The organism is Escherichia albertii NBRC 107761 = DSM 17582, from assembly GCF_000759775.1.
GTDB lineage: Bacteria > Pseudomonadota > Gammaproteobacteria > Enterobacterales > Enterobacteriaceae > Escherichia > Escherichia albertii.
Map to the genome: position 1 here is coordinate 1 of NZ_BBMY01000041.1, position 22,209 is coordinate 22,209.

Consider the following 22,209-nt stretch of genomic DNA (forward strand, 5'->3'; position numbering starts at 1 on the left):
TGACCGCGCATTTTTTATTCTTTATGCTTATTTCAGCGTCGGTTTGTCGGTTAAATGGGCGATTTCTCGGGCGAAATTCGCTACTTGCTCCCAATCGGTATAGACAACTTCTTTGCGCGTGTCCGTTTCTCCGCCTGACATTTTCATAATCAGCTTGATCATAAAGCGGTCATACCAGCGGTAACGTGGATAACGCAGCGCCCCGGCAATGACGGCACAGCGATCGGGACGCCATTGCGAACTCATCAGAAACTTCCGCGCGTAGCTGTTGGTCTGTGGAGTACGCTTCTCCGGTTTGCGCGCCACCAGGTTTACGGAGTAAAAGGCGCTCGGCATTGAATTCAGCCGCGTCGCATGCTTTTTAACAAATTCCTGGAACGCTGAATGGTAATGTCCATAGCGAATAGAAGCGCCAATGACCACGCGATCGTAGTTTTCCCACTGCGGTTCTTCAGTACGGTGCACATTAGCGACATCCGCCTGGATCCCCAGTTCTTTCAGTTCCGAAGCCAGGTAGGAGGCAATCTCGCGCGTTTGTCCGTCCCTTGTTGAGAAAAGAATTAATGTTTTCACGTATCACTCCATCATTCACGCCAGAAAGTCGGGGTAAAGAGTACAAGCAATGTAAAGACCTCAAGACGACCAAACAGCATGTTGGCAATCAGGATCCATTTAGCCACCGGGTTCATGCTGGTAAAGTTATCAGCCACCACGCCAAGCCCTGGTCCCAGGTTATTCAAGGTCGCAACAACCGACGCGAAGGCTGAAAAGTCATCCACGCCCGTGGCGATAATCGCCAGCATACTGACAATAAACACCAATGCATAGGCGGAGAAAAATCCCCACACAGCTTCGAGGATACGTTCCGGCAGTGCGCGGTTCCCCAGCTTAATGCTATAGACGGCGTTCGGGTGCACCAGTCGTTTCAGCTCACGGTTCCCCTGCTTGAACAGCAACAGAATACGGATCACTTTCAGGCCACCGCCCGTTGACCCGGCGCAACCGCCGATAAAAGCAGAACATAACAGCAGTACTGGCAAGAAGAGCGGCCAGCGGGCAATGCTGTCAGTCGTAAACCCGGCGGTTGTCGCCATCGACACCACCTGGAAAAACGCCTGGTTAATTGTCATTAGCGCCGAACTGTAGACATTATGAAACCACAGCACGAGGGTACAAATAACCACCAGCGAAAACTGCACGCCGATAAACATGCGAAATTCTGGATCCCGCCAATAGACCTTAAGGCTACGTCCACTCAGCAACGAGAAATGCAGGCCGTAGTTACAGCCAGAAATCAGCAGGAAGATAGCAATAATGGTATTAATGGTCGGACTGTCAAAATAGCCAACGCTGGCATCATGGGTCGAGAAGCCGCCAATAGCAATCGTTGCGAAGCTATGACCAATGGCATCAAAGGCGGACATCCCGGCAAACCACAACGCCAGCGCACAGGCGACGGTCAGCAAGACATAAATCAACCACAGGGTTTTCGCCGTTTCCGCAATTCGCGGGCGCATTTTGTTATCTTTCAGCGGGCCGGGCATTTCCGCGCGATAGAGCTGCATCCCACCCACGCCGAGGATAGGCAGTATCGCGACCGCCAACACGATGATCCCCATCCCGCCAAACCATTGCAGCATCTGGCGATAAAAGAGGATGGCGTGAGGAAGCGAATCCAGCCCCACCAGCGTAGTTGCCCCCGTGGTAGTCAGACCGGAGAAAGATTCAAAAAACGCATCGGTAATCGTGAGGTTCGGGCTTTCCGAGAAGATAAAAGGGAGCGCACCGACGCTACCCAGCACAGTCCAGAACAGCACCACTATCAGAAACCCTTCACGGGATTTCAGTTCGCCCTTCTCTTTACGGTTCGGCCACCACAGCATAGAGCCAATGGCGAGGGCAACAAAAAAGGTCTGGGTAAAAGCGCGGCCCGCCCCATCCCGGTAAATGAGTGCTACCAGCCCAGGGATAATCATGGTCCCTGAAAATAAGATGACCAGTAGTCCAACGATTCGGGTAATGGCGCGAAAATGCATCTCTGCCGCTTCCTTAGTTCTGCAAAACGAAGTGGGGATTATTCTTCAATCGCTAACAATTGCAATGAACCACGGCTAAAATCCGCCAGTTTTGCGGAAAACTCAGCCACTTTCGCTGCCGGAAGCGCCACCCGCAGCAGGACGAATGCCTGATAATCACTGTTGATAATCTTGCCGTCACACTGTCCCAGCAACGCTTCAATGCCGGTTAACTGACTATATTCACACTGCAAAGTATATTCGGTTAATGGCGTCTTGCGTTGGGTCGTAAGCTGGCGCAGCGCCTGATTTACACCGCCGCCGTAAGCCTTCACTAACCCGCCAGTGCCCAGCAATATACCGCCATAGTAGCGCACCACCACAGCGGTAATTTCCCCGACGCCGCTGCCCATCAGTTGGGCGAGCATCGGTTTACCTGCCGTTCCCGCCGGTTCTCCGTCATCAGAGAAACCCAGTTGCTGCGAATCGTCAGGTGCCCCCGCCACCCACGCCACGCAATGGTGGCGGGCATCGGGGTGTTCTGCCCGCACCGATTCAACAAACGCTTTCGCCGCCTCGACGCCATCGGTATGCGCCAACAGCGTAATGAAGCGGCTCTTTTTGATCTCTTCAACAACCGTGACCGGCGCCGCAGGAATTAACCAGCTTTCCATCACGCCAGTTTCAGATCCCGGGTCATGTTTTCCACGTTGTTTTCGTGGATCACCACGTTGTCTTCGATACGAATACCGCCGAACGGTTTCAGTGCTTCAATCTTCTGCCAGTTGAAGTGTTTACTGAACTGCCCTTCACGCCACGGCGCCAACAGCGATTCGATGAAGTAGATACCCGGTTCGATGGTTAACACCATGCCCGGCTGGAGAATACGGGTGCAGCGCAGGTACGGATATTTTGCCGGTGCCGCGAGGTGCGTACCGCTATCATCCTGCATAAAACCAGCTACGTCATGCACCTGCAGACCCAGCGGATGGCCGATACCATGCGGCATAAACGGACCGGTGAGATCGTTTTCAACCATCGCCTCTTCACTCATATCGGTGATGATTTGATGTTTACGCAGCAGTTTGGCGATGCGCTGATGGAACTGGATGTGGTAATCCACATAGCTGACGCCCGCTTTCATGGTAGCGATCAACGCCAGTTGCTCATCATTAACGTCCTTCACTAGTTGCGCGTAGTCGTTGTCGCTTTTTGCCGACCAGGTACGGGTCAGATCAGCCGCATAGCCGTTATATTCGGCCCCGGCATCCAGCAGGAAGCTGCGCATCTCTTCCGGTGCCTGATGATCCAGTTTGGTGTAATGCAACACCGCAGCGTGTTCGTTAAGCGCCACAATGTTGCTGTAAGGTACGTCGGTATCACGATGGCCGGTCGCGGTCAGATAGGCAATGTTGATATCGAACTCACTCATGCCAGAACGGAACGCTTCTTCTGCCGCGCGATGACCGTTGACCGCCATTTTCTGCGCTTCACGCATACAGGCCAGTTCGTACTCAGTTTTGAAGGAGCGATAGTAATGCAGGTAGTCGATAACCCCTTTCGGGTTGATGTTGCTGGCCTCAATACCCAGTTGCAGCGCACGTTCCGGCACCGGGCCAATATAGCCAATATTGCCGCGCGCAGCAGGCAACAAGCTACCAATACCATCGGCTTTCGGCAGCGCAATTACTTCTACGTCCTCAGTCCAGAAGGAAGTCGGCAGCGGTTCGACGTTGTGCCAATAATCAACCGGCAGATAGAACCACAGTTTCGGCTTGTTCACGCCATCCACCAGCAACCAGCAGTTTGGCACCTGAGTTACCGGCACCCACGCTTTGAATTGCGGGTTCACTTTAAACGGATAGGGATGATCGTCGAGAAAAACGTTGAACAGTTCGCCGGAGTGAATAAGTAACGCATCCAGTTTGAAGCGCGCCAGCGCATCGCGAGTCCGTTCCTGTAAGGTAGCTATATGATTTTTATAGAGCGAGGCCAGTGATTCCATTTTTTACCCTTCTGTTTTTTTGACCTTAAGTCTCCGCATCTTAGCACATCGTTCATCCAGAGCGTGATTTCTGCCGAGCGTGATCAGACTGGCATTTCTTTAATCTTTTATTTGCATATTTTTAACATAAAATACACACTTCGATGTATCTGGTACGACCAGATCACCTTGCAGATTCAGGAGACTGACATGCTTTACAAAGGCGACACCCTGTACCTTGACTGGCTGGAAGATGGCATTGCCGAACTGGTATTTGATGCCTCAGGTTCAGTTAATAAACTCGACACTGCGACCGTCGCCAGCCTCGGCGAGGCCATCGGCGTGCTGGAACAGCAATCAGATCTAAAAGGGCTGCTGCTGCGTTCGAACAAAGCAGCCTTTATCGTCGGTGCTGATATCACCGAATTCTTGTCCCTGTTCCTCGTTCCTGAAGAACAGTTAAGCCAGTGGCTGCATTTTGCCAATAGCGTGTTTAATCGCCTGGAAGATCTGCCGGTGCCGACCATTGCCGCCGTCAACGGCTATGCGCTGGGCGGTGGCTGCGAATGCGTACTGGCGACCGATTATCGTCTGGCGACGCCGGATCTGCGCATCGGTCTGCCGGAAACCAAACTGGGCATCATGCCGGGCTTTGGCGGTTCTGTACGTATGCCACGTATGCTGGGCGCTGACAGTGCGCTGGAAATCATTGCCGCCGGTAAAGATGTCGGCGCGGATCAGGCGCTGAAAATCGGTCTGGTGGATGGCGTAGTCAAAGCAGAAAAACTGATTGAAGGCGCGATGGCGATTTTACGTCAGGCCATTAACGGCGACCTCGACTGGAAAGCGAAACGTCAGCCGAAGCTGGAACCGCTAAAACTGAGCAAGATTGAAGCCACCATGAGCTTCACCATCGCTAAAGGGATGGTCGCGCAAACGGCAGGAAAACATTACCCGGCCCCCATCACCGCAGTAAAAACCATTGAAGCTGCGGCCCGTTTTGGTCGTGAAGAAGCATTAAATCTGGAAAACAAAAGTTTTGTCCCGCTGGCGCATACCAACGAAGCCCGCGCACTGGTCGGTATTTTCCTTAACGATCAATATGTAAAAGGCAAAGCGAAGAAACTCACCAAAGACGTTGAAACACCGAAACAGGCCGCTGTGCTGGGCGCAGGCATTATGGGCGGCGGCATCGCTTACCAGTCTGCGTGGAAAGGCGTGCCGGTTGTCATGAAAGATATCAGCGACAAGTCGTTAACTCTCGGCATGACCGAAGCCGCGAAACTGCTGAACAAGCAGCTTGAGCGCGGCAAGATCGATGGTCTGAAACTGGCTGGCGTGCTCTCCACGATCCACCCAACGCTCGACTACGCCGGATTTGACCGCGTGGATGTTGTAGTAGAAGCGGTGGTTGAAAACCCGAAAGTGAAAAAAGCCGTACTGGCAGAAACCGAGCAGAAAGTTCGCCCGGATACCGTGCTGGCGTCTAACACGTCAACCATTTCTATCAGCGAACTGGCCAGTGCCCTGGAACGCCCGGAAAACTTCTGCGGGATGCACTTCTTTAACCCAGTGCACCGGATGCCGTTGGTAGAAATTATTCGCGGCGAGAAAAGCTCTGACGAAACCATCGCGAAAGTCGTCGCTTGGGCGAGCAGGATGGGTAAAACGCCGATTGTGGTTAACGACTGCCCCGGCTTCTTTGTTAACCGCGTGCTGTTCCCCTACTTTGCTGGTTTCAGCCAGTTGCTGCGTGACGGCGCGGATTTCCGCAAGATCGACAAAGTAATGGAAAAACAGTTCGGCTGGCCGATGGGTCCGGCATATCTGCTGGACGTCGTGGGGATTGATACCGCGCATCACGCCCAGGCCGTGATGGCAGCGGGCTTCCCACAGCGGATGCAGAAAGATTATCGCGATGCCATCGACGCGCTGTTTGATGCCAACCGCTTTGGTCAGAAGAACGGCCTCGGTTTCTGGCGTTATAAAGAAGACAGCAAAGGTAAGCCGAAGAAAGAAGAAGACGCTGTCGTTGACGACCTGCTGGCAGAAGTGAGCCAGCCGAAGCGCGATTTTAGCGAGGAAGAGATTATCGCCCGCATGATGATCCCAATGGTCAACGAAGTGGTCCGATGTCTGGAAGAAGGCATTATCGCCACTCCGGCAGAAGCGGATATGGCGCTGGTCTACGGCCTGGGCTTCCCTCCGTTCCACGGAGGCGCGTTCCGCTGGCTGGACACCCTCGGCAGCGCAAAATACCTCGATATGGCACAGCAATATCAGCACCTCGGCCCGCTGTATGAAGTGCCGGAAGGTCTGCGTAATAAAGCACGTCATAACGAACCGTACTATCCCCCGGTTGAGCCAGCCCGTCCGGTTGGCGACCTGAAAACGGCTTAAGGAGTCACAATGGAACAGGTTGTCATTGTCGATGCAATTCGCACCCCGATGGGCCGTTCGAAGGGCGGTGCTTTTCGTCACGTGCGTGCGGAAGATCTCTCCGCTCATTTAATGCGTAGCCTGCTGGCACGTAACCCGGCGCTGGAAGCAGCGGCCCTCGACGATATTTACTGGGGTTGTGTGCAGCAAACGCTGGAGCAAGGTTTTAACATCGCCCGTAACGCGGCGCTGTTGGCAGAAGTACCACACTCTGTCCCGGCGGTGACCGTCAATCGCTTGTGTGGTTCATCCATGCAGGCACTGCATGACGCAGCACGGATGATTATGACTGGCGATGCGCAGGCATGTCTGGTCGGCGGCGTGGAGCATATGGGCCATGTGCCGATGAGTCACGGCGTCGATTTTCACCCCGGCCTGAGCCGTAATGTCGCCAAAGCGGCGGGCATGATGGGCTTAACGGCAGAAATGCTGGCGCGTATGCACGGTATCAGTCGTGAAATGCAGGATGCCTTTGCCGCGCGATCACATGCTCGCGCCTGGGCCGCCACGCAATCAGGCGCATTTAAAAATGAAATTATCCCGACCGGTGGTCACGATGCCGACGGCGTCCTGAAGCAGTTTAATTACGACGAAGTGATTCGCCCGGAAACCACCGTGGAAGCCCTCGCCACGCTGCGTCCGGCGTTCGATCCCGTCAGCGGTACGGTAACGGCGGGTACATCTTCTGCGCTTTCCGATGGGGCAGCTGCCATGCTGGTGATGAGTGAAAGCCGCGCTCGTGAATTAGGCCTTCAGCCGCGCGCCCGTGTGCGTTCGATGGCGGTCGTTGGTTGTGATCCGTCGATTATGGGTTACGGCCCGGTTCCGGCCTCAAAACTGGCGCTGAAAAAAGCGGGACTTTCTGCCAGCGATATCGGCGTATTCGAGATGAACGAAGCCTTTGCCGCGCAGATCCTGCCGTGCATTAAAGATCTGGGGCTAATGGAGCAGATTGACGAGAAGATCAACCTCAATGGTGGTGCGATCGCGCTGGGTCATCCGCTGGGGTGTTCCGGTGCGCGTATCAGCACCACGCTGCTGAATCTGATGGAACGCAAAGACGTTCAGTTTGGTCTGGCGACGATGTGTATCGGTCTGGGTCAGGGTATTGCGACGGTGTTTGAGCGGGTATAAACACTTGCCGGATGCGGCGTAAACGCCTTATCCGGCCTACGGTTCAAAACTCCGGTAGGCACGATAAGACGCGCCAGCGTCGCATCGGGCATTGTTTGCCAGATGCGACATAGAGTAATGCCACTGTATAAAGTTTTAGTTGCCGTTTTTCCCGCCTGTCAGGGGCGGGTTTTTTATGGCTCAGATAAACTCAAATGCATCGCCAAACAGGCGATCTTCCCGCGCACTACGCTCATTGCAGAACAGGTCACGAGCGATTTTTGCCATCTCAAAACGCCCGGCGATATAAATATCATGCTCCGCCAGCGTACCGTGATCCTGCAACACCGCGGTTAACACTGTGCCAGTACGACCACGCCAGCCCGCTTCCGGTTGTTCGACCACCGGCACCACTTGCAGACCAGAATGCTTAAGCGAAAGCGCCTCAAGTTCGGAGAGATCATAAAGATGCTGCTCTTCACGCCCGCCCCAGTAAATGGTGATATCACGATTAGGGTTACGCGCCAGCGCCGTCAGCAAAATCGAACGGGCATAAGAGAACCCTGTACCGCCCGCGATAAGAATCATTGGACGCTCGTCATCATCGCGCAACCAGGCTTCACCGTGAGGAATATCCACCACGATTTGGTGATCTTTAAGGATGCGATCCATGACGGCTTTTGCGTAAAGATTGATTTCAGAAGCACCTATATGCAGCTCAATGAAACCTTTTTCATCCGGCGTCGAGGCCATCGAAAACGGGCGTTTATCGCGCTCATCCATCACTACCATCAAATACTGACCAGCACGAAAAGAAAAGGCCGCGTCTGGCACAATTCGAACGCGGTACACGGTATCCGTAATAGCTTCTACCGAGGTCACTTTACAGCTTAAGGTTGTCATGCGCTTTCTCTGTCGGATCGATAAATAGGGCAAAACAAACGCGCATCAGGCGCTTTTACCGTTGTTAAAAATAGCCAGCTCATCCCAGATTGCATCAACACGCGCGACGACATCCGAATCTTTTTTGATGGGACGTCCCCACTCACGCTGGGTTTCCCCCGGCCATTTATTCGTGGCATCCAGCCCCATTTTTGAGCCCAGCCCAGAAACAGGCGAAGCAAAATCCAGATAATCAATGGGCGTGTTTTCGACCAACACCGTATCCCGCGCCGGGTCCATACGGGTAGTAATCGCCCAAATCACATCGTTCCAGTCGCGTGCGTTGACGTCATCATCACAAACGATCACAAATTTAGTGTACATAAACTGGCGTAAGAACGACCAGACGCCCATCATGACGCGCTTCGCGTGTCCGGCGTACTGTTTTTTGATTGTCACTACCGCCAAACGATATGAACAGCCTTCCGGCGGCAGGTAAAAATCGACAATTTCCGGGAACTGTTTTTGCAGAATGGGCACGAACACTTCGTTCAACGCCACACCCAGTACCGCGGGTTCATCTGGCGGACGCCCGGTATAGGTGGAATGGTAAATCGCATCTTCACGCTGGGTAATATGCGTTACGGTAAATACCGGGAAACTATCGACTTCGTTATAGTAACCGGTGTGGTCGCCATACGGTCCTTCTGGCGCCGTTTCACCTTGTTCGATATACCCTTCCAGCACAATCTCCGCACTGGCGGGCACTTCAAGGTCATTGGAGATACACTTCACCACTTCGGTCTTGGTGCCGCGCAGCAATCCGGCAAACGCATACTCTGAAAGCGTATCCGGAACGGGGGTGACTGCACCGAGAATCGTGGCGGGATCAGCACCCAGCGCCACAGAAACCGGGAAACGTTCGCCCGGATGCGCCGCGCACCACTCCTGATAATCTAGCGCGCCGCCGCGATGCGACAGCCAACGCATAATCAGTTTGTTTTTACCAATCAGCTGCTGGCGATAAATGCCCAAATTCTGCCTCTCTTTATGTGGGCCGCGCGTTACGGTCAGCCCCCAGGTAATCAGCGGCGCGGCATCTTCCGGCCAGCAGGTCATAATGGGAATGCGATTGAGATCGACGTCATCGCCAGAGACGATTTTTTGTTGGCAGGGCGCACCACGCAGTCGCTTTGTCGGCATGTTCAATACTTGCTTAAACTGCGGCAGTTTATCAAACAGGTCGCGGAAACCTTTTGGCGGCTCCGGCTCTTTCAGAAAAGCCAATAATTTACCCACTTCACGCAGCGCCGAAACATCTTCCTGCCCCATGCCCATCGCCACGCGCTTTGGCGTACCAAACAGGTTACACAGCACCGGCATTGAATAACCCTTCGGGTTTTCGAACAACAGCGCGGGACCACCGGCACGCAACGTACGGTCGGCAATTTCAGTGATTTCCAGATGCGGGTCCACCGGAAGCGTAATACGTTTTAACTCACCTTGCTGTTCAAGCAGCGTCAAGAAGTCGCGTAAGTCGTTATATTTCATGGCGTCCATTGTAGCCTCTTAATCTGCGCCCATTATACGGCGTTCATCTGCGCGATGCTGTAAATTTGTTAAATTAGCGTGAACTCTGACGGTATAACTCAAACCGGGGAATATAATTAACTTAGCGTAAAGCTTTTGCTATCCTTTCGCCCCGATTAAACGGATAAGAGTCATTATGCAAGCCTGGTATTTACTGTACTGCAAGCGCGGGCAACTTCAACGTGCCCAGGAACACCTCGAAAGACAGGCGGTTAATTGCCTGGCACCGATGATCACTCTGGAGAAAATCGTGCGTGGCAAACGTACCGCAGTCAGTGAACCGTTGTTCCCCAACTACCTGTTTGTAGAATTCGATCCAGAAGTGATTCATACCACGACCATCAGTGCCACTCGCGGCGTCAGCCACTTCGTGCGCTTTGGTCCGTCGCCAGCGATAGTTCCATCTGCCGTAATTCATCAGTTATCGATATATAAACCGGAAGATATTGTCGATCCATCAACGCCATATCCGGGTGATAAAGTAATTATCACTGAAGGCGCATTCGAAGGTTTTCAGGCCATTTTTACCGAGCCCGACGGTGAAGCGCGTTCCATGCTACTCCTTAATCTGATCAATAAAGAGATTAAGCACAGTGTGAAGAACACCGAGTTCCGTAAGCTCTAAAACGCGATCCCAAACAGCGTTTTAACGTTGTTATCTGTAGTTGCCGCCAGCCACGCAGCATCTTCCCCACGCCAGTGCGCAATGCGTTGCAGAATATGGGGAAGATTCGCGGGTTCATTGCGCCGTGACGATGGCTTCGGAGTGAGATCGCGTGGGAGCAAATACGGCGCATCAGTCTCAACCAGTAATTTCTCCGCCGGAATCAACGGCAACAGTTCCCGCAGTTCCAGTCCACGTCGTTCGTCGCAAACCCAACCGGTAATGCCGATATAAATCCCACGCGCCACGCACTCCTGCATCTCTTCGCACGTACCGATAAAACAGTGCAACACTGCGCCAGGCAGTTTATCCAGCCACGGCTCCAGCAACGTCATAAATCGCTCGTGGGCATCACGACAGTGCATAAATACCGGCATATTTAACTCTGCAGCAATGCGCAACTGGGCGACAAAGGCTCGTTCTTGCTCTTCCTGCGTGGAAAAGTTGCGGTTAAAGTCGAGGCCGCACTCACCAATCGCCACTACTTCTGGCTGCGAGGCCAGCTCAATGATCGCTTCTTCGGTCGCAGCTTGCCATTGACTGTTGTCATGAGGATGCACGCCCGCCGTTGACCAACATCGCGGATAGTGCCGCGCCAGCTTTTGCGCCTGCTGGCTTTCGCGCAAGTTAGTACCGGTGATGAGCAGCCCATTAACCCCCGCTGCAAAAGCACGCGTTACGATATCATCACGATCTTTCGCAAATTGCGAGCTGGTCAAATTAACGCCAATATCAAACATCCAGCCCCCCATATGACAACCGCCCTGACGGGCGGTTGAATTTATTCTTTAGTTTTTTCGCTTTCTGCTTCAGCGTCATTTTCTTCTTCCCGGTTTCGACCTTTACCAACGTAAAAGCGTGAGAAGAAAACACCGATTTCAAACAGAAAATACATCGGAACTGCCAGCAGCGTTTGCGAGAAGACATCCGGCGGCGTCAACAACATCCCGACGACGAATGCGCCGACCAGTACATACGGCCGTTTTTTGCGCAAATCTTCTGGTGTGGTAATCCCCATCCAGCACAGAAGTACAATCGCCACCGGCACTTCGAACGAAACGCCAAACGCCATAAACAGCGCCATCACGAAGCTTAAATAGCTGGCGATGTCGGTAGATACCTGTACTCCTTCCGGTGCGGTATTGGCGAGAAAACCAAACGCCAACGGAAAAACCACAAAATAGGCGAACGCCATACCGATATAAAATAGCAGAGAACTGGAGACCAGCAGCGGCACCACCAGGCGACGTTCGTGCTTATACAGTGCGGGGGCAATAAACGCCCACACCTGGTAGAGAATCACTGGCGCTGACAAAATCAGCGACACCATAAAGGTCAGCTTGATCGGCGTAAAGAACGGCGACGCCACGTCAGTGGCAATCATCGTTGAACCTTGCGGCAGCTGCTTAATCAACGGCGCAGAGACCAGGTGATAGATGTCATTGGCAAAATAGACCAGACACAGGAATATCACGATCACCGCGATAATGCAGTTCAGCAGACGCTTACGCAGCTCAATCAGATGCGTGATAAGCGGTTGAGTATCTTCTACAGACATGTTTACGGTTTATCACTCGACGAAGGGGAAGGTGCAGCGGTTTTCGGCTCAGCGTCCGCAGCAGGTTTTACCACCGGTTCTGGCGTAGTCTCCGGTTTTTGTTCCGGCGAACTAACCTGTGTTTCGGCAGCAGCAGGGATTACTCCCTCATGCGCAGACTCATTGCCTTTCACCACCGGATTATGAATGGTGTGCGCTTCATCGCTTGCCTTTTCAGGATCATTCGCAACGTAAGAACGTTTCATCGACTCCGCAGCCTGGCGCAGTTCATCCATTGACGCTTTCAGCTCTGGCGTCAGGTTAGTCAGGCTCGCTTTTTCAACCTTTTTCAGGCTGTCCTGAAACTCCTGGAGTTTTAACTCCTGGGTCAGTTCGTTCTGCACCGTTGTCGCCAGTGAGCGCAACGCACGAATCCAGCCCGCTACCGTTTTTACCGCCACAGGCAGTCGTTGCGGCCCCAAAACAACGAGGCCGATAATGAATACCAATAGCAGTTCGCTAAAACCGATATCAAACACGGATTACACCTGCTCTTTATCGTGGCGCTTTGCGTCTTCTGTTTTAGCCTGTTCCTGATTCACGTCCGCCTGCTTATCGGCGATAGTTTTTGCAGTAAAATCAGCATCCTGACTGGTTTTATCCTGCTTAGGTTCATCATCGCTCATTGCTTTTTTAAAGCCTTTGATCGATGCACCAAGATCGGAACCGATGGAGCCGAGCTTTTTGGTGCCAAAAAGCAGTACAACGATGACGGCAATAATCAATAACTGCCAAATACTGATACCACCCATACATGTTCCTCTGTGGTAGATGATGATTGAATAAGGCCACATTATACGTTATGCAGCCCGCCTTGAGCGATGAAAAAATCAGCGCATTTTGCGCCAGCCGACAAACCAGGCCACCAGGCCAGCCGCCATTAACCAACCCGGCATCAGCCCCCATTCAGGTCGGCTGACCAGCAAGAATGTGCCACTTAACACTAACGTCGCCCCAATCCCCAATAAATAACGGGATTGCCCCTGACGCACATGGTTAGACTGTAACTCGCGCGCAATCTTATCAACACTGTGCTGTAAATACTTGCCCTGGCGCAAACTGTCATAAACCAGTTCAGGCAGTTCTGGCATTTTTTCGATCCAGAATGGCGCTTTTTCCTTAAATGCCCTCACCAGCGCGGGGATGCCGACCTGCTCTTTAATCCACGACTCAAGGAAAGGTTTTGCAGTTTTCCATAAATCAAGCTGCGGATAAAGCTGCCGTCCTACCCCTTCAACATAGAGCAGGGTTTTCTGAAGTAACACCAGTTGCGGCTGTACTTCCATATTAAAGCGACGTGCCGTATTAAACAGATTTAACAGCACATGTCCAAACGAAATTTCGGCCAGCGGTTTTTCAAAGATAGGCTCGCAGACAGTACGAATGGCAAATTCGAACTCTTCAACGTTAGTATCTGGAGGAACCCAGCCGGAATCGACATGCAGTTCTGCCACTTTGCGGTAGTCACGGTTAAAGAAGGCGATAAAGTTCTCTGCCAGATAGCGTTTATCTTCTTTGTTTAGCGAACCGACAATACCGCAATCAATACCGATATATTTCGGGTTTTCCGGGTGTTCATAGCTTACGAAAATGTTGCCTGGGTGCATATCGGCATGAAAAAAGCTGTCACGAAAAACCTGAGTAAAGAACACCTGCACGCCGCGTTCTGCCAGCAATTTCATGTTGGTGCCGTTTTTCTCCAGGGCTGCGACATCAGAAACGGGTATGCCGTAAATACGCTCCATCACCATCATCCCTTCACTGCAATAGTCAGGGTAAACTTCCGGGATGTAGAGCATCGGGCTATTTTCAAAATTGCGCCGAAGCTGAATGGCGTTAGCAGATTCCCGCAGCAAATTCAGTTCATCTATCAGCGTTTTTTCATACTCACGCACTACTTCGGTTGGACGCAGACGGCGACCATCCGGCAGCAAACGCGGTACCCAACGGGCCAGGCGGTAGATAAGTTTCAGATCCGCTTTAATAACCGGCAAAATATCCGGGCGGATGACTTTAATCACCACCTCTTTGCCATTCGATTTCAATCGCGCGGTATGAACCTGAGCGATAGAGGCCGACGCCAGCGGCTTGATTTCAAAATCGTCAAACCACGCTTCCACCGGCAGGCCACCCATTGCAGTTTCAATCTGTTGCTTCGCCAGTTCGCCATCAAAAGGCGCTACTTTATCCTGCAAGAGCGCCAGTTGGTCAGCAATATGCGGCGGGAAAAGGTCACGGCGCGTCGACAGCATCTGCCCGAACTTGATCCATACCGGACCCAGTTCTTGCAGCGCCAGCCGAAGCCGTTCACCTAACGGTTTGTCTTTGTGCCGATTCGGCATCCAGAATAATGAATATCGCCATAACCGTAGCGGCAGGGTGATACGCATTTTAGGAATCAGTTCATCAAGTCCGTAGCTTAAAAAAGTGCGAATGATGAAATACAGGCGCCGTACTTCACCTGGCGTCATTAAACTGCCTCCAGTTTTTCCAGCCGTTTGGCCAGGGCATCTACAGCACGCTCAACGGCAGCCGTCTCTTCCGCAAACCAGGCGACTTCCAGCGGACCCGGCGCCATACGCCACTCTTCAGTAATCGCTTCCGCCACATAACGTTGCTGGCGCTGAATGCCATGATATAGAAACTTCGCACCACCACGCAGCGCTTTGCTGATACCTTCGGCAGCAATATCACCGGTATAAGGCGCCAGCAATTCCGCAGGATCAAACTCAGCCAAATCAGCCAACGCCACGAAGTTCTGTACGACCTGAATATCGCCCTGCACTTCCAGCTCGCCACTACGGATCAGCGCGGCAAGCTGCTGACGATCGCGGAGTTTCGGCAACACGCTGGCGTAAGCGATCACAGTGCAATCAGCATCACCCGCCCATTCACCGAGCACATCGACCTGGCGTTCGCTGAATACCAGAATCAGCGACGTAGAAAAGCCTTTTACCTCCACGCGCAGCACTTTACCCAGCAGACGCGAACGGGCCGTTTTCAGCGCGGGTGAGCGATACAGGAAGGTGTTGAGCAGACGTTCAATTCCTGCCGTCACTAAAGGTTTAAAAGGCATAATCGTACTCCTGTCAGAACTTATAACCACGATGCAGCGCCACAACACCTGCCGTCAGGTTGTAATAGTCGACACTTTCAAATCCGGCATCCTGCATCATGGCTTTCAAAGTATCCTGATCGGGATGCATACGGATAGATTCTGCCAGATAACGGTAGCTATCGGCGTCGTTCGCCACCAGAGAACCAATACGCGGCAGCACATGGAAGGAGTAAGCATCATAGGCTTTACTTAGCGGCTCGATAATCGGCTTCGAGAACTCAAGTACCAACAGACGACCGCCGGGTTTCAGCACGCGATACATCGAACGTAGCGCTTTATCTTTGTCGGTGACGTTACGCAGACCAAACGAAATAGTGATGCAATCAAAGGTGTTATCCGGGAACGGCAGCGCCTCAGCGTTCGCCTGAACATACTCAACATTGCCAATCACACCGATATTACGCAGCTTCTCGCGACCCATTTTGAGCATGGATTCATTGATATCAGCGAGCACGACTTTGCCAGTTTCGCCGACCAGACGGGAGAATTTCGCTGTCAGGTCGCCAGTACCGCCAGCCAGATCCAGCACGGTCTGCCCACGGCGTACGCCGCTACAATCGATCGTGAATCGCTTCCATAAACGATGAATACCAAATGACATCAAATCATTCATGACATCGTATTTTGATGCCACGGAATGGAAAACATGGGCGACCATATCCGCTTTTTGTTCCTTCGCGACGGTCTGAAAACCAAAGTGCGTCGTTTCTTGTGACTTATCCACCATCTCAATGCCTGCTCATCAAAAAATTGTTCCAGAAGTGTAACAGATTGGGCGTCGTTGCCCTAGATTTCTACCCGGTGCAACTACCCCTAATGGGCTAGTTCGATTGCTGATTATATTCATCATCGCGTTGATAAGCTTCATCATTCGGCTGCTCTGGAACTGATCGCAGTCGATATTCTTCATCCTGACTCACCGCTTGTTCCGCCAAATCTGGATTAATCTCGCGTTTAATTTCTACCCCTAAACCGCGAAACGCTTCTGCCTGCGCCAGCACATTTCCGCGACCTGAAGAAAGTTTTTTCATTGCCTGACGATAGTTATCCTGCGCTTTGTCCAGGCTTTGACCAATCGCAGACATATCATCGACAAACAGACGCATCTTGTCGTACAGCTTGCTGGCGCGGTCGGCGATTTGCTGAGCGTTGCGGCTTTGATGCTCATAACGCCACAGGTTGGCGATAGTACGCAACGCCACCAGCAGCGTGGTGGGACTAACCAGCATTATGTTGTTCTTCAACGCCTCGGTGATTAACTCCGGCTGACGGTCCAGCGCCAGTAGAAATGCCGGTTCCACAGGAATAAACATCAGCACGTAATCCAGCGTTCGTAGTCCCGGAAGCTGTTGATAATCCTTGCGTCCCAGCAAGCGAATGTGATTACGCACCGAGGCGATATGTTCCTGCAGCGCGCTTTCGCGGGTATAGTCATCTTCCGCGTTGAAGTAGCGCTCATACGCGACCAACGTCATTTTGGCGTCGATCACCACATCTTTCCCCTGTGGCAACCGCACGATAACATCTGGCTGCATCCGCGAACGCGCATCGTTTTCTATGCTGACCTGGGTTTCATATTCATACCCTTCACGCAAGCCAGATGCCTCCAGCACGCGCGTTAACACCACCTCGCCCCAGTTCCCCTGTGTTTTATTATCGCCTTTCAGCGCGCGAGTCAGGTTGATCGCTTCCTGGGCCATTTGCGCGTTGAGTTGCTGTAGATTACGAATTTCGTGAGTCAGGGTATGGCGTTCTTGTGCTTCTTTACCAAAACTGTCCTGTACCTGGCGGCGAAAGCCATCCAGTTGCTCCCGTAGCGGCGATAGCAAGCTGTTCAAACTCTGACGATTTTGTTCATCAACACGACGATTACTGTGCTCAAAAATTCGATTGGCGAGATTTTCAAACTGTTCACTGAGCCGCTGTTCGCTGTTGATCATCTGGCGAATCTTGTCGTCAGCATGTTGCTGTGCAGCTTCCATCCGCGTGGTCACTTCACGCAGATCCGCCTCCAGAGAGGTATTGATACTTTGTAGGCTACGCACTTCGTTATTGAGCAATTCACACTCTGTGCGCCAGTGCTCACTTTGGGTAATTTGTTGTTTTGCCGCACTTAACTCCGCGACCATCTTTTCACGTTCAGCTAATTGCTCGGCTTTTTGCTGTGCATGCTGATAACTGGCAAACAGCCAGCCAATGGCCACACTAACCAGCGCAATAATGGCATAAACAATGATTGAGAAATCCACAAAGCCTCCTGACGCAACAACTTACCCGCACAAAATAGAATTGTGCTGTACAAACGTCCAGTTGGAAAGGCATTTCCTGCGAGGCGCTCCGCAAAAATGCAAAAGGCCGAACACGTCGGCCTTCAGACAGGAGAAAAGAATTACAGCAGACGACGCGCCGCTTCCACTACGATTTTCACCGCATGGCTTTCGGTTTGTTTCATCGTCTCAGCATTCGGGATCTCTTGTTGGGTGCGGTTAACGATAACGCCCGCCACCATACCGGCGCGCAGGCCCTGACTTGCACACATGGTCAGCAGAGTTGCAGATTCCATTTCATAGTTCATCACGCCCATTGCCTGCCACTCTTCCATCGAACCTTTAAAGTGACGCACAACGCGACCGGAATAGGTGTCGTAACGTTCCTGGCCTGGGTAGAAGGTATCAGAAGAGGCGGTTACGCCAACGTGAGTGGTTGCGCCAATAGATTTCGCGGCTTCGACCAGCGCAGTCGTACATTCAAAATCAGCAACAGCCGGGAACTCCAGCGGTGCGAAGTGCAGGCTCGCGCCATCCAGACGAACAGACGCCGTGGTAACCAGTACATCACCAACATTAATATGCGGCTGGATAGCGCCAGTTGTACCGATACGCAGGAAGGTGCGAACGCCCAGTTGTGCCAGCTCTTCAACAGCAATAGAAGTAGACGGGCCGCCGATACCGGTAGAGCAGACGATAACAGGTTTACCATCCAGCTCCGCGCGCCAGGTGGTGAATTCGCGGTGAGATGCCAGTTTAACCGGCTTATCCATCAGCACGGCGATCTTTTCCACACGATCCGGGTCGCCAGGGACGATGGCAAGCGTAGCCCCTTGTAAATCGTTTTTAGTGAGGCCGAGATGAAAAACATCAGACTTGGACATATACAACTCCTCTGTGAATCGGTTTAGTCAGAAGAAGCAAAAAGACACTTTACCGAAGGACTTAACATTTTTTCGTGACACTCATCACCATGATGCAAATGTGTTGCATAAATTTACTCATCAAAAGTGACACAAATCACACAATTAACTCTTAATTCAGTAACGCTGCTTAAAAGATGAACCATTTGAGGCAATGTGAATTGTTGCACGCTGTCTATAGTTAACATTGCGCAAATTTTTTATAAGGGTACGGAGAGTCCCATGACAACAACACAACAATCTGGATTTGCACCTGCAGCATCACCTCTCGCTTCGACCATCGTTCAGACCCCGGACGACGCGATTGTGGCAGGCTTCACCTCTATCCCTTCACAAGGGGATAACATGCCTGCTTACCACGCCAGACCAAAGCAAAGCGATGGCCCGCTGCCTGTGGTCATTGTAGTGCAAGAAATTTTTGGCGTGCATGAACATATCCGCGATATTTGTCGCCGTCTGGCGCTGGAGGGGTATCTGGCTATCGCACCAGAACTTTACTTCCGCGAAGGCGATCCGAATGATTTCGCCGATATCCCCACACTACTAAGCAGTCTGGTGGCGAAAGTGCCTGACTCACAAGTGCTGGCCGATCTCGATCATGTCGCCAGTTGGGCGTCACGCAACGGCGGCGATGTTCATCGCTTAATGATCACCGGATTTTGTTGGGGTGGACGTATCACCTGGCTGTATGCCGCGCATAATCCACAGCTAAAAGCCGCGGTGGCGTGGTACGGCAAGCTAACAGGCGATAAGTCGCTGAACTCACCGAAACAACCGGTTGATATCGCGACCGATCTCAACGCGCCAGTTCTCGGCTTATATGGTGGTCAGGATAACAGCATTCCACAGGAGAGCGTCGAAACCATGCGTCAGGCGCTGCGGGCTGCTAATGCGAAAGCAGAAATTATTGTTTACCCGGATGCCGGGCATGCGTTCAATGCGGATTATCGCCCGAGCTATCACGCCGAGTCGGCGAAAGATGGCTGGCAGCGAATGCTGGAATGGTTTACGCAGTATGGTGGGAAGAAGTCGCTGTAATGAGAAAAACGGGTGGCGTTGCCACCCGACAGATTGTTTGCAAAGTGCACGTTGTTCATGCCGGATGCGGCGTGAACGCCTTATCCGGCCTACAAAAATGTGCAAATTCAATATATTGCAGGAACTTCGTAGGCCTGATAAGCGTAGCGCATCAGGCAGTTTTGCGTTTGTCAGCAATCTCACGGGTGGTGTTACCACCCGGTTTGTATTTACCCCCGACGCAAATTCTGAGCCGCCTGCACCATGTTCGCCAGCGCTGCGCGGGTTTCTGGCCAGCCGCGCGTTTTCAGGCCACAGTCCGGGTTGACCCACAGGCGCTCTGCCGGAATACGTTGTGCTGCTTTCTTCAGCAGGGATTCAATCCATTCCACACTCGGCACGTTCGGCGAGTGAATGTCATAGACGCCAGGGCCAATTTCATTCGGATAATCAAACTCTTCAAACGACTCCAGCAACTCCATGTCGGAACGCGAGGTTTCGATGGTAATGACGTCAGCATCCAGCGCCGCAATCGAATCCATGATGTCGTTGAACTCGCAGTAACACATGTGAGTGTGGATTTGTGTGTCATCTTTCGCCACGGCGGCGTTGATACGGAAAGCTTCCACGCCCCACTGAAGATAGGCGTCCCAATCGCTGCGGCGTAGTGGTAAACCTTCGCGCAATGCCGGTTCGTCAATCTGGATGATGCCAATTCCTGCGGCTTCCAGATCGGCTACTTCATCACGCAGCGCCAGCGCAATCTGTTTGGCGATGGTTTCACGGCTGACATCTTCGCGCGGGAACGACCAGCAGAGAATCGTCACCGGGCCCGTCAGCATCCCTTTCACCGGTTTGTCAGTCAGCGACTGCGCGAACGATGCCCACTCAACGGTAATCGGCGCCGGACGGCTAACGTCACCAATAACAATCGGCGGCTTCACGCAGCGGGAACCGTAGCTCTGTACCCAACCGTTTTGCGTAAAGACAAAACCGTCGAGGTGCTCACCAAAGTATTCCACCATGTCATTACGTTCAGCTTCGCCATGCACCAGCACATCCAGACCTAAACGTTCCTGCTCAACAATGGCCTGCCTGATATGTTCCGCAATGCCCGTGCGGTAGTTGTTGGCGTCGAGATTGCCCTTTTTGAAATCCAGACGCAGGGTACGGATTTCCGTGGTTTGCGGGAATGAACCAATCGTGGTGGTCGGCCACGCTGGCAGTTTAAAACGCGCACGCTGGGCTTCAGCACGCACTTCATAAACGTTCGCACGCTGGCTGTCCTGGGCGGTGATTGCCGCCAGACGTTTTTCTACCGCCGGATTGTGTACGCGGCTTGAGTGACGACGCGCCTGAATCGGAGCGCTCCACTCTGCCAGGGCTGCCGTATCACCACTGTTCAGCGCATCGCGCAGCAGTGCCAGTTCATGGCATTTTTGCAGGGCGAAGGCAAACCAGCTTTTCACTTCTGCATCAAGACGTGTTTCCACGCTCAGATCGATAGGGCTGTGCAGCAGCGAGCAGGATGATGCTACCCACAAATCACGTTTGCCGACAATGTCCTTAATTTGCGCATATTTCTCGGTAAGATCGGCGCGCCAGACGTTACGACCATTGATAAGACCCGCAGACAGCAGCCAGTCAGAAGGCAGACGCTTGTGCAGTTCTGCCACATCATCTTTACCCTGTACGAGATCGACATGCAGACCCTGAACAGGCAGCGCAGTAATCGTGTCGAGGTTTGGCGTTACGCCTTCAAAATAGGTGGTCAGCAGCAGTTTCACCTGCCCCTGAAGAGCATCGTAAGCAGGTTTGTACGCGTCCAGCCACGCCTGCGGCAATTCCAGTACCAGCGCAGGTTCGTCGATCTGCACCCACTCAATGCCGCGTTTTGCCAGTTCCGCCAGCACCTGCTGGTAAACCGGCAGAATATCGTTCAACAGACTCAGACGGTCGAACTGCTCGCCCTTCACTTTACCCAACCACAGCCAGGTCACCGGGCCAAGCAGCACAGGTTTCACCTTATGACCCAGAGCCAGCGCTTCGTCGACTTCGTCCAGCAGTTGAGTCCAGGTCAGTTTGAACTGCTGGCCTTTAACGAACTCCGGCACCATGTAGTGATAGTTGGTGTTAAACCATTTGGTCATTTCCGCCGCCGCCGCAGGTTCGCCAGTCGGCGCACGTCCACGACCGATACGGAACAGGGTGTCGATATCCACCGAACCATCTTTGTTCTGATGACGTGGTGGAACATTACCCAGCAGCAAGCTGGTGGTCAGTACATGATCGTACCAGGCAAAATCGCCCACCGGCAGCAGGTCGATACCCGCCTGCTTTTGTTGATCCCAGTGACGAGCACGCAATTCACGCCCTACTGCCAGCAGTTCTTCACGCGTGGAGTTCCCCGCCCAATAACTCTCTTGCGCTTTTTTCAGCTCGCGACGCAGGCCAACGCGAGGGAAACCGAGGGTGTGATTAAGAATTGTCATTATATGCCCCTTGTGGAATTTTTAGTATTTAGACGTCCAGATGTTTACACATCCATATTTGCCAGTTACTGTATATTCCTCAAGCGCAAATTATTCATGCCGAAGTGA

At 52.6% G+C, this 22,209-nt stretch carries 20 protein-coding genes; 4 read left to right on the forward strand and 16 right to left on the reverse strand.

Translation table 11 applies throughout. The features are described 5' to 3' along the window. Positions 1–27: 27 nt before the first annotated feature. Genes hemG through pepQ form a run of 4 tightly spaced genes read right to left on the reverse strand, consistent with a single transcriptional unit; the run spans position 28 to position 4,020 of the window. Positions 28–573, reverse strand: coding sequence for a menaquinone-dependent protoporphyrinogen IX dehydrogenase (gene hemG, locus EA14781_RS09540; protein WP_000853967.1), 546 nt, complete (start codon positions 571–573; stop codon positions 28–30). Between the two features lie 11 nt (positions 574–584). After that, positions 585–2,036: a Trk system potassium transporter TrkH gene (gene trkH, locus EA14781_RS09545; RefSeq protein WP_000545682.1), complete on the reverse strand. Its 1,452-nt coding sequence runs from the start codon at positions 2,034–2,036 to the stop codon at positions 585–587. A gap of 38 nt (positions 2,037–2,074) precedes the next feature. Beyond that, the gene (locus EA14781_RS09550; RefSeq protein WP_001295262.1) at positions 2,075–2,689 is read right to left on the reverse strand and encodes an IMPACT family protein; all 615 of its coding nucleotides are present in this window, start codon (positions 2,687–2,689) and stop codon (positions 2,075–2,077) included. After that, positions 2,689–4,020, reverse strand: coding sequence for a Xaa-Pro dipeptidase (gene pepQ / locus EA14781_RS09555; RefSeq protein ID WP_000444561.1), 1,332 nt, complete (start codon positions 4,018–4,020; stop codon positions 2,689–2,691). The genes EA14781_RS09550 and pepQ overlap by 1 nt, the downstream gene beginning before the upstream one ends. Before the next feature lie 189 nt (positions 4,021–4,209). Between pepQ and fadB the strand changes: the two genes are divergently transcribed. Together fadB and fadA are read left to right on the forward strand one after the other, a co-directional pair. After that, positions 4,210–6,399 carry a fatty acid oxidation complex subunit alpha FadB gene (gene fadB, locus EA14781_RS09560; RefSeq protein WP_000966024.1) on the forward strand — a complete coding sequence of 730 codons (2,190 nt, stop codon included), beginning with the start codon at positions 4,210–4,212 and terminating at the stop codon, positions 6,397–6,399. 9 nt (positions 6,400–6,408) lie between these two features. Further along, on the forward strand, positions 6,409–7,572 hold the full coding sequence (gene fadA, locus EA14781_RS09565; RefSeq protein WP_000438712.1) for an acetyl-CoA C-acyltransferase FadA: 1,164 nt from the start codon (positions 6,409–6,411) through the stop codon (positions 7,570–7,572). A 180-nt stretch (positions 7,573–7,752) separates the two neighbouring features. On the opposite strand, the gene fre is transcribed toward fadA, so the two are convergent. Then, complete coding sequence (gene fre, locus EA14781_RS09570) at positions 7,753–8,454, reverse strand: NAD(P)H-flavin reductase (RefSeq protein WP_002460532.1); 702 nt, start codon at positions 8,452–8,454, stop codon at positions 7,753–7,755. Between the two features lie 45 nt (positions 8,455–8,499). Beyond that, positions 8,500–9,993, reverse strand: a complete 1,494-nt coding sequence (ubiD, locus tag EA14781_RS09575; protein WP_000339806.1) for a 4-hydroxy-3-polyprenylbenzoate decarboxylase — start codon at positions 9,991–9,993, stop codon at positions 8,500–8,502. Between the two features lie 166 nt (positions 9,994–10,159). Between ubiD and rfaH the strand changes: the two genes are divergently transcribed. Then, the gene (gene rfaH / locus EA14781_RS09580; protein WP_001149536.1) at positions 10,160–10,648 is read left to right on the forward strand and encodes a transcription/translation regulatory transformer protein RfaH; all 489 of its coding nucleotides are present in this window, start codon (positions 10,160–10,162) and stop codon (positions 10,646–10,648) included. Here rfaH and tatD read toward each other — a convergent pair. From tatD to udp, 9 genes are all read right to left on the reverse strand, one after another. Then, complete coding sequence (gene tatD, locus EA14781_RS09585) at positions 10,645–11,427, reverse strand: 3'-5' ssDNA/RNA exonuclease TatD (protein ID WP_002460530.1); 783 nt, start codon at positions 11,425–11,427, stop codon at positions 10,645–10,647. The genes rfaH and tatD overlap by 4 nt on opposite strands. A 41-nt stretch (positions 11,428–11,468) precedes the next feature. After that, positions 11,469–12,245: a Sec-independent protein translocase subunit TatC gene (tatC, locus tag EA14781_RS09590; protein ID WP_000109948.1), complete on the reverse strand. Its 777-nt coding sequence runs from the start codon at positions 12,243–12,245 to the stop codon at positions 11,469–11,471. A 2-nt stretch (positions 12,246–12,247) separates the two neighbouring features. Beyond that, complete coding sequence (gene tatB, locus EA14781_RS09595; RefSeq protein ID WP_000459602.1) at positions 12,248–12,763, reverse strand: Sec-independent protein translocase protein TatB; 516 nt, start codon at positions 12,761–12,763, stop codon at positions 12,248–12,250. A 3-nt stretch (positions 12,764–12,766) separates the two neighbouring features. Then, the gene (tatA, locus tag EA14781_RS09600) at positions 12,767–13,036 is read right to left on the reverse strand and encodes a Sec-independent protein translocase subunit TatA (protein WP_000508967.1); all 270 of its coding nucleotides are present in this window, start codon (positions 13,034–13,036) and stop codon (positions 12,767–12,769) included. Positions 13,037–13,114: 78 nt separating this feature from the next. After that, a complete protein-coding gene (gene ubiB / locus EA14781_RS09605) occupies positions 13,115–14,755 on the reverse strand; it encodes a ubiquinone biosynthesis regulatory protein kinase UbiB (RefSeq protein WP_000187539.1) in 1,641 nt (546 codons plus the stop codon). Next, positions 14,755–15,360 (reverse strand): ubiquinone biosynthesis protein UbiJ, encoded by a 606-nt coding sequence (gene ubiJ / locus EA14781_RS09610; protein WP_001116103.1) that lies wholly within the window; start codon positions 15,358–15,360, stop codon positions 14,755–14,757. The genes ubiB and ubiJ overlap by 1 nt, the downstream gene beginning before the upstream one ends. A 13-nt stretch (positions 15,361–15,373) precedes the next feature. Continuing rightward, the gene (ubiE, locus tag EA14781_RS09615; protein ID WP_000227958.1) at positions 15,374–16,129 is read right to left on the reverse strand and encodes a bifunctional demethylmenaquinone methyltransferase/2-methoxy-6-polyprenyl-1,4-benzoquinol methylase UbiE; all 756 of its coding nucleotides are present in this window, start codon (positions 16,127–16,129) and stop codon (positions 15,374–15,376) included. 94 nt (positions 16,130–16,223) lie between these two features. Beyond that, positions 16,224–17,651: a DNA recombination protein RmuC gene (gene rmuC, locus EA14781_RS09620; protein ID WP_000347694.1), complete on the reverse strand. Its 1,428-nt coding sequence runs from the start codon at positions 17,649–17,651 to the stop codon at positions 16,224–16,226. Positions 17,652–17,791: 140 nt separating this feature from the next. Beyond that, positions 17,792–18,553: a uridine phosphorylase gene (gene udp / locus EA14781_RS09625; RefSeq protein WP_000045189.1), complete on the reverse strand. Its 762-nt coding sequence runs from the start codon at positions 18,551–18,553 to the stop codon at positions 17,792–17,794. A gap of 261 nt (positions 18,554–18,814) precedes the next feature. On the opposite strand from udp, the gene EA14781_RS09630 reads away from it, so the two are divergent. Further along, positions 18,815–19,630: a dienelactone hydrolase family protein gene (locus tag EA14781_RS09630; protein ID WP_002460524.1), complete on the forward strand. Its 816-nt coding sequence runs from the start codon at positions 18,815–18,817 to the stop codon at positions 19,628–19,630. A 209-nt stretch (positions 19,631–19,839) separates the two neighbouring features. Here the strand turns inward: EA14781_RS09630 and metE are convergent, their stop codons facing one another. Continuing rightward, positions 19,840–22,101, reverse strand: coding sequence for a 5-methyltetrahydropteroyltriglutamate--homocysteine S-methyltransferase (metE, locus tag EA14781_RS09640; protein WP_000153935.1), 2,262 nt, complete (start codon positions 22,099–22,101; stop codon positions 19,840–19,842). Between the last annotated feature and the right edge of the window lie 108 nt (positions 22,102–22,209).

What these genes read in the sequence shown, in the direction of transcription:
- trkH (WP_000545682.1), bottom strand. Translation starts at nt 2,036, where the DNA reads ATGCATTTTCGCGCCATTACCCGAATCGTTGGACTACTGGTCATCTTA.
- EA14781_RS09550 (WP_001295262.1), bottom strand. Translation starts at nt 2,689, where the DNA reads ATGGAAAGCTGGTTAATTCCTGCGGCGCCGGTCACGGTTGTTGAAGAG.
- pepQ (WP_000444561.1), bottom strand. Translation starts at nt 4,020, where the DNA reads ATGGAATCACTGGCCTCGCTCTATAAAAATCATATAGCTACCTTACAG.
- fadB (WP_000966024.1), top strand. Translation starts at nt 4,210, where the DNA reads ATGCTTTACAAAGGCGACACCCTGTACCTTGACTGGCTGGAAGATGGC.
- fadA (WP_000438712.1), top strand. Translation starts at nt 6,409, where the DNA reads ATGGAACAGGTTGTCATTGTCGATGCAATTCGCACCCCGATGGGCCGT.
- fre (WP_002460532.1), bottom strand. Translation starts at nt 8,454, where the DNA reads ATGACAACCTTAAGCTGTAAAGTGACCTCGGTAGAAGCTATTACGGAT.
- ubiD (WP_000339806.1), bottom strand. Translation starts at nt 9,993, where the DNA reads ATGGACGCCATGAAATATAACGACTTACGCGACTTCTTGACGCTGCTT.
- rfaH (WP_001149536.1), top strand. Translation starts at nt 10,160, where the DNA reads ATGCAAGCCTGGTATTTACTGTACTGCAAGCGCGGGCAACTTCAACGT.
- tatD (WP_002460530.1), bottom strand. Translation starts at nt 11,427, where the DNA reads ATGTTTGATATTGGCGTTAATTTGACCAGCTCGCAATTTGCGAAAGAT.
- tatC (WP_000109948.1), bottom strand. Translation starts at nt 12,245, where the DNA reads ATGTCTGTAGAAGATACTCAACCGCTTATCACGCATCTGATTGAGCTG.
- tatA (WP_000508967.1), bottom strand. Translation starts at nt 13,036, where the DNA reads ATGGGTGGTATCAGTATTTGGCAGTTATTGATTATTGCCGTCATCGTT.
- ubiB (WP_000187539.1), bottom strand. Translation starts at nt 14,755, where the DNA reads ATGACGCCAGGTGAAGTACGGCGCCTGTATTTCATCATTCGCACTTTT.
- ubiJ (WP_001116103.1), bottom strand. Translation starts at nt 15,360, where the DNA reads ATGCCTTTTAAACCTTTAGTGACGGCAGGAATTGAACGTCTGCTCAAC.
- ubiE (WP_000227958.1), bottom strand. Translation starts at nt 16,129, where the DNA reads ATGGTGGATAAGTCACAAGAAACGACGCACTTTGGTTTTCAGACCGTC.
- udp (WP_000045189.1), bottom strand. Translation starts at nt 18,553, where the DNA reads ATGTCCAAGTCTGATGTTTTTCATCTCGGCCTCACTAAAAACGATTTA.
- EA14781_RS09630 (WP_002460524.1), top strand. Translation starts at nt 18,815, where the DNA reads ATGACAACAACACAACAATCTGGATTTGCACCTGCAGCATCACCTCTC.
- metE (WP_000153935.1), bottom strand. Translation starts at nt 22,101, where the DNA reads ATGACAATTCTTAATCACACCCTCGGTTTCCCTCGCGTTGGCCTGCGT.